This is a genomic window from Sphingobacterium sp. KH_072 (genome assembly GCF_057837975.1).
This window is the reverse complement of sequence record NZ_CM174457.1, coordinates 3,556,926-3,570,512: the sequence shown is the minus strand read 5'-3', so window position 1 is coordinate 3,570,512 and position 13,587 is coordinate 3,556,926. Positions and strand designations below refer to the sequence as shown.

At 43.9% G+C, this 13,587-nt stretch carries 10 protein-coding genes; 2 read left to right on the top strand and 8 right to left on the bottom strand.

Annotated features, from left to right (window positions below):
- Positions 1–2 precede the first annotated feature (2 nt).
- Positions 3–923, bottom strand: a complete 921-nt coding sequence (locus tag AC3IRT_RS15845; RefSeq protein WP_489394182.1) for a hypothetical protein — start codon at positions 921–923, stop codon at positions 3–5.
- A 45-nt stretch (positions 924–968) separates the two neighbouring features.
- The gene (gene lipA, locus AC3IRT_RS15840; protein WP_489394181.1) at positions 969–1,850 is read right to left on the bottom strand and encodes a lipoyl synthase; all 882 of its coding nucleotides are present in this window, start codon (positions 1,848–1,850) and stop codon (positions 969–971) included.
- A gap of 211 nt (positions 1,851–2,061) precedes the next feature.
- On the opposite strand from lipA, the gene AC3IRT_RS15835 reads away from it, so the two are divergent.
- Both AC3IRT_RS15835 and carB read left to right on the top strand, forming a co-directional pair.
- Entirely contained in the window at positions 2,062–4,320 is a 2,259-nt protein-coding gene (locus AC3IRT_RS15835; protein WP_489394180.1) for a glycoside hydrolase family 20 protein, read from the top strand.
- Positions 4,321–4,488: 168 nt separating this feature from the next.
- Positions 4,489–7,308, top strand: coding sequence for a carbamoyl-phosphate synthase large subunit (carB, locus tag AC3IRT_RS15830; protein ID WP_489394179.1), 2,820 nt, complete (start codon positions 4,489–4,491; stop codon positions 7,306–7,308).
- Positions 7,309–7,693: 385 nt separating this feature from the next.
- On the opposite strand, the gene hemB is transcribed toward carB, so the two are convergent.
- From hemB to rbfA, 6 genes are all read right to left on the bottom strand, one after another.
- Complete coding sequence (gene hemB / locus AC3IRT_RS15825) at positions 7,694–8,671, bottom strand: porphobilinogen synthase (RefSeq protein WP_489394178.1); 978 nt, start codon at positions 8,669–8,671, stop codon at positions 7,694–7,696.
- A 6-nt stretch (positions 8,672–8,677) separates the two neighbouring features.
- The gene (gene hemC / locus AC3IRT_RS15820; protein WP_489394177.1) at positions 8,678–10,264 is read right to left on the bottom strand and encodes a hydroxymethylbilane synthase; all 1,587 of its coding nucleotides are present in this window, start codon (positions 10,262–10,264) and stop codon (positions 8,678–8,680) included.
- Between the two features lie 98 nt (positions 10,265–10,362).
- Positions 10,363–11,604, bottom strand: coding sequence for a glutamyl-tRNA reductase (gene hemA / locus AC3IRT_RS15815; RefSeq protein ID WP_489394176.1), 1,242 nt, complete (start codon positions 11,602–11,604; stop codon positions 10,363–10,365).
- A 194-nt stretch (positions 11,605–11,798) separates the two neighbouring features.
- Positions 11,799–12,419 carry a DUF8465 domain-containing protein gene (locus AC3IRT_RS15810; protein ID WP_489394175.1) on the bottom strand — a complete coding sequence of 207 codons (621 nt, stop codon included), beginning with the start codon at positions 12,417–12,419 and terminating at the stop codon, positions 11,799–11,801.
- 30 nt (positions 12,420–12,449) lie between these two features.
- Entirely contained in the window at positions 12,450–13,142 is a 693-nt protein-coding gene (gene aat, locus AC3IRT_RS15805; protein ID WP_489394174.1) for a leucyl/phenylalanyl-tRNA--protein transferase, read from the bottom strand.
- 16 nt (positions 13,143–13,158) lie between these two features.
- Complete coding sequence (rbfA, locus tag AC3IRT_RS15800; protein ID WP_489394173.1) at positions 13,159–13,539, bottom strand: 30S ribosome-binding factor RbfA; 381 nt, start codon at positions 13,537–13,539, stop codon at positions 13,159–13,161.
- Between the last annotated feature and the right edge of the window lie 48 nt (positions 13,540–13,587).

The window sequence follows — 13,587 nt, the reverse complement described above, 5'->3', positions numbered from 1 at the left end:
CTTTATTCGATATCTCGAGAAGAATGCTCATCTTCGATTGCGATCAGATACCCAGCCGTAAGCCAGTAGATCGGTACGACGATGAGCATGAATCCCAAAAGTGTATACACAAAGTAACGTAAGGAAATCCAATCGCGATCTACAGCATTGCCTTGATACACGGCGCTATACGAACTCTTGAAATAGGAATGATTGCGAGCCAATTGCGTCAGCACCTGTTTTTCTAGTCCTTGATCGTACAGCTCAAAATACAAAAACGCACCCACGCCGATTTTTTTGAAATGCCGTAGCGATTGCTCGAAGTAAGTGCGGCCTTTGTTTCGCGCGAACTCCTCTTTGGAGATGGTGTTTTCGTATTTAAAGGCTAGCCAAGCTTTGGCAGCACTTTGATACGCATTCTTCTGGGAGAAGATGGGTAATAAAAAAAGGGATTTCAGATGTACTTTATTCCGATTCCAGCCCTTTCCATTTTCGTAGCTGTGGATAGGTATTACGCGCATCCGATCTACATGCCATTCGCCCAGCGAAAGAAAAGTAGGTTGCTCGTGTGGCGGCATTTCTTCCACGCTTTGCAAGTGCAATACTTTGCCCACATTGTACCGAATACTGGTAGATAGCGGTTGAAATAATACGATCGCAGAACACGTCAGGATAAACGCCAGCGCAAAACGATGTGCTGCATGGCGTTCTACGGGGAGCAGGAGAAAGTAGAAATTTGTCTTTCCATACAAGTAAGAAACAAATACACTGCTGATAGCTGCACCCACAGCAAGCGGTAGCAAAATACGAGTGATGAAAAAAGGAAGGCCATCATCTTGGGTATGAATGTACCATGCATATAGCAACGAGCTGACCAATAAAATAAAAAGCAATGCGATTAGCATTGCTCCTGTAAAATATCTTCTATACTTTGGCTGCCTCATGTTTTACTAATGTAAATAAAAACAGCTTAATTATCAATTAGTTGCTTATTGCATATCAAAGAGATGCTTCTCTGCGTGGTACGAAGATCTTACCAATGGGCCAGATTCAACATACTTGAATCCCATCTCCAATCCGATTTCCTGATAGCGTTTGAATTGATCTGGTGTGATCCATTCTACCACCGGATGGTGTGCTTTACTCGGTTGCAAGTATTGACCGATGGTCAAAATATCTACCCCAACTTCATATAAATCGCGCATCGCTTCTACCACATCTTCTTCTGTCTCGCCAAATCCTAGCATAATGCCAGATTTGGTACGTAATCCTGCTTCTGCAATACGACGTAGACATTCTAGTGAGCGATCATATTTTGCTTGGATACGCACTTCGCGTGTAAGACGGCGTACCGTTTCTAGATTGTGCGATACCACCTCCGGACGAACGGCTAATACGCGATCCAGATTGTCCCATTGTCCTTTAAAATCAGGGATCAAAGTTTCCAAAGTAGTTTCTGGGCTTTCGCGACGAATAGCATTGACCGTTTCTGCCCAGATCGTAGATCCACCATCTTTCAAGTCATCACGATCCACGGAAGTGATCACGCAATGTTTTACTTCCATCAGTTTCACCGATTGTGCCACACGATTTGGTTCGTCTAGATCTACCGCCAACGGCCGGCCTGTCGCTACGGCACAGAAAGAACACGAGCGAGTACAGATATTTCCCAAGATCATAAAGGTAGCGGTGCCGGCACCCCAGCATTCGCCCATATTCGGGCAGTTGCCACTCTCACAAATCGTGTGCAATTTATGTTCATCAACCAGCCCGCGCACATGGCGATATTCCTTGCCTACAGGCAGTTTTACACGTAGCCAATCAGGTTTTCGCTGTGTTTGTTGTGCTGGAATAACGGGTAATTCAATCATAGAACAAAGTTACACATTATTTCATTTTTTCTGCAAGGCATTTGTCGAGCGAGTTTCATAAGTTTATCACTTTTTTGATCGGTCATTTGAAAGACGCTCCAAGGCCTTTGAGTTCCTAGCGTCGGCGTATCTCCTAAAAGTTTTACAATCCGCAGATTGTCGGTTCAGACTTTATTTAGGATCTTTGGGTACAAACTATTACTGCTTTCCTATGAAATTTTCGCGACTCATACTACTTGGTTGTTTTCTCCTAATAGCTTGGTGCAACAGTAGGGCACAAGAGCTGCATGCCGATCTGATTCCGCGGCCCGATAAAGTCGTGATCAACGAAGGTAAACTTTCTTTGAATCAAGCATTTCCGGTATTCTATAGCGAGCGTTTTATGGAGTTGAGTCGGTTAGTTGGTGATATTCCGAGTATACAAATCACTTCTTATGAGCTGTTTAAGCGGGTGAGAAAACAGCAACCTACAGCCATATGGATTCTAGAATCCAAAGCATCGGATAATCTCCGTCCGAGCGAATATACACTGCTGATCAACCCAGCTGGTATCATCATCAAATCTCCTGATGTAGCAGGGGCTATGGCCGGTGTGCAGAGTTTGCATCAACTACGCATGCTACAAGATTCGGATGTGCTTCCTTTTGTTGAAATTCAAGACAAGCCACGTTTTGCCTACCGCGGATTGCATTTGGATGTTTCGCGCCATTTTATGCCTTTTGAGTTTTTGAAAAAGTACATCGATGTGATGGCTTTATATAAGTTCAATCAGCTTCACTGGCATTTGACCGACGGCGCTGGATGGCGTTTGGAGATTAATCAGTATCCTGAATTAACCAAAAAAGCAGCTTGGCGGCCGCAGGCACATTTTGCCGATTGGGAGCAGTATGGCAAACGCTATGTAGCGCAAGGTACGCCCAATGCGCATGGCGGATTTTATACGCAAGATCAAGCCCGTGAATTGGTCGCTTACGCAGCCAGAAAGGGCATCAATATTATTCCTGAAATCGAAATGCCTGGCCACTCCGAAGAAGTGTTGGCGGTGTATCCAGAGCTTTCTTGTACCGGACTGCCGTACACGCAAAATGAGTTTTGTGTGGGCAATGAACAGACTTTCACTTTTCTAAAGAATGTGCTGGATGAGGTGTTGGATATTTTCCCTTCGGAATATATTCATATCGGGGGAGACGAAGCTGATAAATCGCATTGGAAAACCTGCCCGAAATGTCAGGCCTTGAAAGAAAAACTACAAGTAAAGACCGAAGAGGAGTTGCAAAGCTATGCCGTGCAGCAAATGGATGAATACCTGCAATCCAAAGGACGTAAAATGATTGGCTGGGACGAAATCTTAGAAGGCGGACTAACGGAAGGTGCTACCGTGATGAGTTGGCGCGGCGAAGAAGGTGGCATCGAAGCGGCTAATAAAGGACATGATGTGATTATGACGCCGCAGAGCCATCTGTACTTCGACTTCTATCAGTTCGATCCACGCACACAACCCAAAGCATTTGGCGGCTATCTGCCACTGGAACGTGTGTACAGCTACAATCCGGTGTCTGATAAGATCGCGGCGGACAAAGCCAAACACATCTTAGGTGCGCAGGCGAATTTGTGGACGGAATATATGCCCAACCCACAGCAAGTAGAATACATGGCTTTTCCTCGCGCATTGGCCTTAGCAGAGATCAACTGGACGGCTCAGGATCAGCGCGATTTCCCTGATTTCAAACGTCGTTTGCAAAAGCATTATGCGCTGTTGCAAGATTTACAGATCAATTACTATCGTCCAAGTTTTGATGTACTGTATGATGTAGTGTACGATGCTGCAAAGAAGTCAAATCGAATTACCTTAGCTTCTGAGCAGTTTGAACCGACGATTCGATATACCACTGATGGTACAGATCCAGACAATCAATCGCCGCTATATATCGCGCCAATTGATTTGGCTGTAAGTGCCACGCTGAAGACCGCGTCGTTTTTAGATTCTGCTCGTATGGGTCCTATCAAAACGGTAGAATTAGACATTCATAAAGCGATTGGCAAAACAGTACAATACAACACGAAGTGGAATGAAAGATATGCTGCACAAGGTCAGAATACCTTAGTCGATGGTCGCAAAGGCGGTGTCTCGTATCAAGATGGCAAATGGCAAGGATTTACATCCGATATTGAATTGGTGATCGATTTGGATCGCCGCGAAGAAATCAACCGTGTTGCTGCACGCTTTATGCAAATGCCAGGCCCAGGAGTATTCTTCCCAGGTTCGATCAAAGTTTGGATTTCCGACAATGGTAAAAGCTACCGCGAAGCGGGTTCCTTCGTGCCACATGTAGATAAAAATCCGACCGTACTCGATATTCAATCTTTCGAGATCATGTTCGAAAAACCGGTGATGGCGAAGTTCATTAAGTTCGAAGCCAAGAATACGAAGAAAGCCTTTTTATTCATCGATGAGATCGTTGTAGATTAATTTATGCGTTATTTTTATATTATTCGTACAAGTTTGTCCCGATTTATAAAAAATAACTGTAATTTTGCACTCCGACAAAGCAGTCGGAATTCCGCACTCTACAATGCACATCCCGTTGCGCTGTCCCACAATTAACAATTTGTATTTTAACATTTTGAATTCAAAGAAATGCCAAGAAACACTTCCATCAACTCGGTTTTAATTATCGGTTCAGGGCCTATTGTCATCGGACAGGCGTGCGAATTTGATTATTCGGGCTCACAAGCCGCCTTATCTCTAAAAGAAGAGGGTATCCGAGTTTCGATCATCAACTCCAATCCAGCAACGATTATGACAGATAATATCGTCGCGGACAATGTGTATCTATTGCCGCTTACTTGTGAGAGTATCGAGCAAATATTGGAAGAGCAACAAATTGATGCTGTATTGCCTACCATGGGCGGACAGACGGCATTGAACTTATGTATTGAGGCATCCAACAGAGGTATCTGGGACAAATACAACGTGAAAGTGATTGGGGTGGATGTTGCCGCAATCGAAAAAACAGAGAATCGCGAAGAGTTTCGTCAGCTGATGATCGATATCGGTATCGGTATTGCCAACTCAAAAATTGCTAATTCGTTTTTAGAAGGTAAGGAAGCTGCGCAATTAATTGGCTTCCCATTAGTTATTCGTCCATCGTACACATTAGCTGGTACAGGGGGTGGGTTCGTGCACAAGAAAGAAGATTTTGACGCTGCATTGAACCGCGGTCTGCATGCTTCACCTACACACGAGGTGTTGGTTGAGCAAGCGGTATTAGGCTGGAAAGAATTTGAATTGGAATTGTTGCGCGATACCAACGATAATGTGATTATTATCTGTACAATCGAGAACTTCGATCCAATGGGTATTCACACAGGAGATTCTATTACGGTAGCACCGGGCATGACATTATCTGACAAGTGTTACCAAGATATGCGTAATCAGGCCATCCTGATGATGCGCTCTATTGGTACATTTGCCGGAGGTTGTAACGTACAATTCTCCGTGAATCCAGAGAACGAAGAAATCATCGCGATCGAGATCAATCCACGTGTATCTCGTTCATCGGCTTTAGCATCTAAAGCAACAGGATATCCTATTGCGAAGATCGCTGCTAAATTAGCCATCGGTTATAACTTAGATGAGTTGCAAAATCAAATCACCAAAACTACTTCGGCTTACTTCGAGCCAACGTTGGATTACGTGATCGTAAAAGTTCCTCGTTTTAACTTTGATAAATTTAAAGGCGCTAATAAAGAGTTAGGGTTGCAGATGAAAGCCGTAGGGGAAGTGATGGCAATCGGTCGTACCTTTATCGAGGCATTGCAGAAAGCAGCACAATCGTTGGAAACAGGCCGCGCTGGTCTTGGAGCTGATGGGCGTCAATCGCGCGATCTAGAAGAGATTATGTACTCATTGGAGCATCCAAGTGCAGATCGTCTTTTCCATGTAAAAGATGCCTTCGAAATGGGCGTGCCTTTAGAGTCTATCCGCAAAGTCACACATATCGACAAATGGTTCTTAGTGCAAATCCAAGAATTGGTGCACTTAGAGACGGAATTGCGTCGTTACCAACTGAACAATATTCCACGTGATTTCTTCTTGACCTTGAAACAAAAAGGATATTCTGACGTACAGATTTCTTGGTTGTTGGGCAATGTGACAGAAGATCAAGTATACGACCGCCGTACCGAACTAGGCATTCGCCGCGTGTACAAAATGGTCGATACGTGTGCGGCAGAATTCCCAGCACAAACACCATATTACTACTCGACTTTTGAGGATGAAAACGAATCGGTAGCATCTGATCGCAAAAAGATCGTTGTATTGGGTTCTGGTCCTAACCGTATCGGTCAAGGTATCGAATTCGATTACTCTTGCGTACATGGCTTGCTAGCGGCCAAAGAATGTGGTTACGAGGCGATCATGATCAACTGTAATCCAGAGACGGTATCTACCGACTTTAATATGGCCGATAAGTTGTACTTTGAGCCCGTATTCTGGGAACATGTACGTGAAATCATCGAGTTGGAAAAACCAGAAGGTGTGATCGTACAATTAGGTGGTCAGACGGCGTTGAAAATGGCGAAGCAACTGGAAGATTTAGGTGTGAAAATCATCGGAACATCCTTCGCTAACATGGATCTTGCTGAAGATCGCGGTAGCTTTTCTGATTTGTTGAAAGAATTGGATATTCCGTATCCGAAATACGGTGTAGCGACTTCTGCAGAAGAAGCTATTGTGGTCGCTAATAAAGTGGGTTATCCGGTACTAGTTCGTCCTTCCTATGTGTTGGGTGGTCAGGGCATGAGTATCGTGATCAACGACGAAGATCTGGAAAAAGCAGTTGTGAAATTATTACGTACGCTTCCAGGAAATCAGATCCTAATCGACCATTTCTTAGATCGCGCAGAAGAAGCGGAGTCAGATTCGATCTGTGACGGCGAGGATGTACACATCATTGGTATGATGGAGCACATTGAACCAGCAGGTATTCACTCGGGTGATTCATCGGCAGTATTGCCTCCATTCAGTTTGTCTGAAAACGTGCAAGCGAAGATGGAAGAATACTCTAGAAAATTAGCAAAAGCGTTGAATGTACGCGGTCTTTTGAACATACAATTCGCGATCAAAGATGAGCAAGTGTATGTAATCGAGGCCAATCCGCGCGCTTCTCGTACCGTGCCATTCATTGCCAAAGCATACGATGTACCATACATCAATATCGCAACAAAAGTGATGCTAGGAGCGAATAAGTTGAGCGATTTCAACATCGTACGTAAGCTGAAAGGTTATGCAATCAAGGAACCGGTGTTCTCCTTCTCAAAATTCCCAGAAGTAGATAAGCAGCTCGGCCCAGAGATGAAATCTACGGGTGAGTCTATTCGTTTCATTAAAGACTTAGAGGATCCGCATTTCCGTGAGTTATACAGTCAAAAATCTATGTTTTTAAATGCGCAGTAGCGATTAGATTTACAGTATTTAGATATGAGTATCTAGATATAAAAACGGTGGCTATCCTTCTGGATAGCCACCGTTTTACATTTTAGAGAATTGTGATTCAGTTGTTTAGATCGCTTCGCATGCTCGGGATGACGCTGCGAAAGAAGGTTCGGGCCTAGAAAGGCTCTTCGTTACGAATGCCGAGGTACGAGGGTGACCACCAAAGGCAGCTCCGAAGGAAACTAATCTAAACACAAAGAATCCCATTCGGTCGACCGAATGGGATTCTTAAATTCGTCATTGCGAAGCCGAAGTAGTAGGCAGTGGCAATCTAGAGTTGTAAACTTCTATTATTGGAAAAGATAGATCGCGTTGTCATACCTCCGCGCGACGACGAAATGGTAATTTATTTCGTCAACCAACCATTAGCCAACACTTCTTTGGCGTGGTAGGTGAGGATAGAAGAAGCACCTGCGCGGCGAAAACTCAACAAGGTTTCCATTGTAGCACGTTCTGCATCTAACCAGCCGTTTTGTGCGGCAGCTTTGAGCATCGCATATTCGCCACTCACGTTGTATACCGCAATTGGAAGGTCAAAGTTATCATGCAATAGCTTCACTACATCCAGATACGGAAGTCCTGGCTTCACCATCAAGAAATCTGCCCCTTCTTCTACGTCTAGCTGCGCTTCGATCAGCGCTTCTCGTACATTAGCAGGATTCATCTGATAGGTCTTCTTATCGCCTAACTTAGGTGCTGAGTTCAACGCATCGCGGAATGGCCCGTAGAATGCAGAAGCATATTTTGCCGTGTACGACATCAACGATACGTTGGTAAAGCCATTGGTGTCTAATACATCGCGAATGTATCCAATGCGGCCATCCATCATATCCGAAGGCGCGATGATGTCGGCTCCAGATTCGGCGTGTGCTAAGGCCATTTTTCCTAAGACTTCCAAGGTTTCATCGTTTAGGATTTCGCCATTCTCTACGATACCATCGTGCCCGTCTGAACTGTATGGATCCATCGCGACATCCGTCACCACACAAGCTTCCGGAAAATTCTTCTTCACCGCTTCGATCGCGCGAAGGTATAAGCTATCTTTCTGGTAGCTAACTGTAGCAAGTTTATCTTTCAGGGAATCCTCGATATTGGGGAATAAATCAAAAGCCTTCAGTCCGAGATTCATGCAGCTTTCTACTTCACGAAGCAAGTTGTCAATACTATACCGGAAGATGCCTGGCATGGATTTTACTTCCGTCTTTTGATTTTCTCCGTCGACAATAAATAACGGAAAAATCAAATTGCCTGCGTGCAGGTGCGTTTCCTGCACCATATCACGAATTACAGCCGATTTTCTATTTCTACGCGGTCTAATCATCATCTTATTTTATCTATCTAAACCAAACACCGCTTCTGCCAAGCCCACCTCATCGGGTGAGAATGGTAAAACGTAAGGAATGCCCATTTCATCAAACTTTTTGCCGGTCGACGTACCAATAGAGATCACTTTCTGCCCTGGATCCAATAAATGTTCGCGGAAATAAGCCTCTACATTGCTTGGCGATGTGAAGATCAATACCTGTGCATTGGTTTTGTCCACATCCTCCATCTGTACCGTCTCATAGATCGGGATAGTGATCACTTCCGTATCCGCGCTCAAGGCATCACGCACGGTGTTCATGCTTTCTTTCGCGCACGGAATCACGACTTTCGTACCATTGGCTACTTTCGCAAATTCCGTCGCAAATTCTTCAGCCGTTACGCCAATCTGGTCACCCGAAAAGTCGGCAACACGATCGTATTTACGCAAAGCCTGCTCCGAACCCTGTCCCAAAACCGCAATCTTGGTCTTTTTCATCAGGTAAGGCTCCAGCTTAAAGAAATGATCGATGGCATTTTTGCTTCCGAAAAATAGCCAATCCACATGTTTCAGGATAAAAGAATCCAAGTGCTTTATGATCGGGAAGATCTTGATCAGCGATCTGCCTTCTACCTCAATATCATGTTTGTTCAAGAAGCGAGAAAGGTAAGCGTCAGTATCAAGATCGCGCGTAATAAAAACAGACTTGGTAAGGTTGCGCTCTTTTTGGAATTTGTCGAATATGCGTTGAGCCAAGCCTTCCGTGCTTTCCGCACGCACAAATAGGCGGTCTGGAAATTCTTCATTGTCTTCCGCAACAGAAGTCCATACTTCATATTGACCATCATGCTTGCGGCAATAGCAGCCTAATGGCGCATGGCAACCTGCATCAAACAGATTGAGTACCTTGCGCTCTACGGCGATGGTTTCCTGTACGGCCAAATCGTTGATCGGTTGCAGAACATCATAAAGTTCTTGATCGTTATCACGAATTTGTATCGCGAGTACACCTTGTGCCGGTGCCGGAATGATTTTTATCGGTGGAATAGCTTCTACATGAAATTCAGATAGATCCATCTCTACACGCTCAATGCCTGCTTTGGCCAACATGATCGCATCGTATTTCTCATCACGTAGCTTCTGTACCCGCGTCTGTATATTGCCTCGCAGATCGTCAAAGTTCAAGTCTTGTCGGAAAGAAAGTAATTGTGCTTTACGACGATTGGATGAAGTCCCAACTTTTGCTTTGTTTTTGAGTGAAAGTCGTTGGGTAATATCTACTTCTTCTTTGCGAATAATCAACAATTCGGCGGGATCTTCGCGCTCCGAAACTGCGGCGATAGATAAGCCCGGCGGGTTGATCGTTGGTAAATCTTTGTGTGAGTGTACCGCCAAATCGATCTGGCTAGAGAGTAATTCTTCTTCTAGTTCTTTGGTAAAAAATCCTTTGCCCTCTAACTTATCCAACCGAAGGTGTTGCACGATATCACCTTGTGTTTTAATGATTTTGAGTTCGGATTCTACTCCGATAGCTTGCAGTCTATCTTTGATATAGTTAGCTTGCCATAATGCCAAAGCACTGCCTCTCGTGCCGATTGTAAGTTTTCTTTTCACAATGAAATAGTAAAGGTGTAAAGATGTGGGGCTATATTACCCAAAATGATGCTGATATGCCAGAGAAAACAGAAGGAAAAGGGCGGGAAGAATTTTATTTAATTCTGCGCGACGTCAGTTGATTGTACTAAAATCTCCTTTGCCATCACCATAGGAACTTTAATGTATTTCTTTTCCATGTAATTGATGACTTTCTCCAGTACTTCAAGTGCTTGCGGATCCAATCCATTCAATTCGCGTGCAAATACCTCATTCATGGCAGTAGCACGTATCTCCTTGATTTTGTCTGGAACCTGACGCATAGCAACCTCTACTCGTCTTTGTTTAATCATCGGAAGAAATTCCTCGATGTTTTGATGTATGATTTTCTCCGCATGATGTAGTTCATCATAGCGTTCTTTAATGTTTTTCTGTGCAATAGCTTGTAAGCTACTTACCTCAATGTAGTGGATCGGATTTTCCGCAATCACAGCAGCATCGATATCATTGGGGATAGCGAGATCTACCACTACTTTTTTGTCTACTTCACCGTTGCACAATGAGGTGTACAACGCCTGATCGACAATAGGCTCGGATGATCCCGTGCAGGTAATCATCACGTCAAAACCTTTCTTGTAGTTTGCCAAGTCAGATAGTGGGAACGCGGCCGCTTGAAGCTCAGATGCTAAAGCGTAGGCTTTCTCCACCGTTCTGTTGAAGATGACAAAGTTTTTGTACTTATGTTTTTTAAGGTATTTCGCTAAGTTTTGATTGGTCTCACCGGCTCCGATAATCAAGATGCGAGGATTCTCTACCAATTTCACTTCTCGTAGCTTACGGTAAGCCAAGGAAACGACAGATATCGGATTGCGAGAGATATTGGTGTGCGTATATACTTCTTTAGCAGTTTTCACCAAGCGATCCATCATCATACGCATGAAATCTCCGGTAAACCCGGCATCGCGACAGCGCTCATACGCACGGCGAACCTGTGCTAGGATTTCTTTCTCACCAACCACTAAGCTCTCGATCGAGCAAGACATGCGAAGTAGATGATTTAGGGCATCCATACCAGCATACTTGTTCACTTGACCTAAATAGCATTGTAAACGCTCCGAAGGAACACAAAAATTCATGCTATGCATGAACTGTGAAATAAACTCATCCGTAAGTTCATGTGCCCCGTAAAATACAAATTCTACGCGGTTACATGTACCAATGTAAAAGATTTCAGGGATATCTAAGCTGTTCTTGAGATTGATCAATCTGTGATTCAACTCTTCGTTGCAGATAACCAAATTTCCCAAGTCTTTCAACTCGACATGTTTGTGTGTAAACGCTATTACTTTTAAATTTTCCAAAGTCTGCTACTCGCGCTATGATTCGTCCTGCAAATGTAGATCAAAAGCCGCCTGTTTATGTCAAAAATCTGTCAAAGCGACAAATTTAGAACGATTTTAAATAGCGATAAAATAATTGTATACCGTTGTTTTTAAGTGTTTTACAACTTTAGTGTGTGGGTATACTACGATAGTTTGTGCAATTAAATGACAGTCTATTTACCGAAATCTTTTAAGCGTTGTATTCCGATATCTTTTTTCTCTATATCGAGCTGGGTTACCCACGCTTTTTCAGAGAGTAAATCCAATCTTGTCTTCGGGTCACTAAGGGATACCGGTTTGATGCGGATCTCCTCTTCCAATACCGGTTGTGCAGTATGTGGCGTGCTGCTGTGCCTGATAATGCGGATGGTAAAAATAGGCCATTTGCCTACGGCAGAAAAATTAGCTTTGTAAAATTCCACTGTTTTCTTTGTGCTCAGTAAAAAACTAAATAGTCCTTTTTGCTTGCCAGCCTGTGTTTCACCAACGGCAATTAGTAATTGGAAGGAGGTTTCATTCACAATCCAGAAACGCGCTAACCCTTCTTTTTGCTCGCCAGTAACGGCCAAATAAATGCCTTTCTCAATGAACTCACCCACCACCTCTGGCGGTGCATCTTCATCGTCTTGGCGCTTCATGTCGCCATGTACTGCTGTTATTTTCGTGACCGATACGGGGATCTCAAATCCAGATTCGTCCGTAACGCCAATAATGTCATCGCTCAGAAAAGACGTGATATGGCCCTCAATAGCCTCATCCACAAAACGTACAAAGTCACCTATTTTGAAGTTCATATACTATCTCCTAATCCTTATGTTATAAATCTAATTGTTGTTTTTGTTAGGATGGATCAATAAATCCAAACCATTTTTCATGTATTCCTGCTGATCCAATATATGCAGGTAAGTTTCTCGCGATATCATGCCAGCGCCTAGGCTTTCCAAATGTTCGGAATGAATCTGGCAATCGATCAGTTGTAGGTCGAAATGAGTTGCAAATTGTATTAAGGCGTATTTTGAGCTATTGCTCGCCAGAGAAAACATACTTTCGCCGCTAAAAACCTTTCCGACCAATATCCCATACAATCCGCCGACCAGCTCGTTCTCTTTATTCCACACCTCTATAGAATGTGCGAAACCCAAGGCATGCAATTGTATATATGCGGCACGCATATCGGCTACGATCCATGTGCCATCCTGATCTTTTCGCGTTGTCGTTGCACAAGCATCAATAACGGCAGAAAAGGCCTGATTATGCGTCCACCGAAATCGATCGGATCGCAGTACTTGTCGCATGCTTTTGCTGACGCGAATGTTTTTTGGATCTAATACAAAACGCTCGTGCGGTGCATACCACAATATCGGCGTCTCTTCACTATACCACGGGAATACGCCATTTTGGTACGCCTGTAGCAATCGGGTAGGAGATAAGTCGCCGCCTACGGCGAGCAAACCATCTTCTTCTGCCAGCGCCGGGTCAGGCATCTGCGTCGGATCTGCATTCAATTGAAAGATCATGAACTACCGGTGGTCCTTAATCTTCCACGTCTGGTTGACGCGGCTCCTTGCTAATTTGGTCAAATATTTTGTCCATATGTTCCACATATTCATTGGTGTCGTCCAAGAAGAATTCTAGATGTGGTACAATACGTGCATTATTCTTGATGCGTGTGCCCAATTTGTAGCGAATCTCATTGGATTTGGTTTTAATTTTTTCCAAATCCTCTTTCGCGGTTTGTGTATTGATGAAGCTCAGGTACACACGTGCGATCGCTAAATCTGGCGTAACGCGCACTCGAGTAACGGTAATAAATGCATTCGGCGCCCACTGATGTGCTTCCCGTTGAAATATCTCTGCTAAATCTTGCTGGATTACACCTGCAAATCTCTGTTGTCTTTTGCTCTCAGTTGCCATGATAATATGAGGTTATAAGGTAACGCTATATTAAGATACAAATATAGG

Coding starts and splice junctions, on each gene's coding strand:
- AC3IRT_RS15845 (WP_489394182.1), bottom strand. CDS start 923: ATGAGGCAGCCAAAGTATAGAAGATATTTTACAGGAGCAATGCTAATC.
- lipA (WP_489394181.1), bottom strand. CDS start 1,850: ATGATTGAATTACCCGTTATTCCAGCACAACAAACACAGCGAAAACCT.
- AC3IRT_RS15835 (WP_489394180.1), top strand. CDS start 2,062: ATGAAATTTTCGCGACTCATACTACTTGGTTGTTTTCTCCTAATAGCT.
- carB (WP_489394179.1), top strand. CDS start 4,489: ATGCCAAGAAACACTTCCATCAACTCGGTTTTAATTATCGGTTCAGGG.
- hemB (WP_489394178.1), bottom strand. CDS start 8,671: ATGATGATTAGACCGCGTAGAAATAGAAAATCGGCTGTAATTCGTGAT.
- AC3IRT_RS15810 (WP_489394175.1), bottom strand. CDS start 12,419: ATGAACTTCAAAATAGGTGACTTTGTACGTTTTGTGGATGAGGCTATT.
- aat (WP_489394174.1), bottom strand. CDS start 13,142: ATGATCTTTCAATTGAATGCAGATCCGACGCAGATGCCTGACCCGGCG.
- rbfA (WP_489394173.1), bottom strand. CDS start 13,539: ATGGCAACTGAGAGCAAAAGACAACAGAGATTTGCAGGTGTAATCCAG.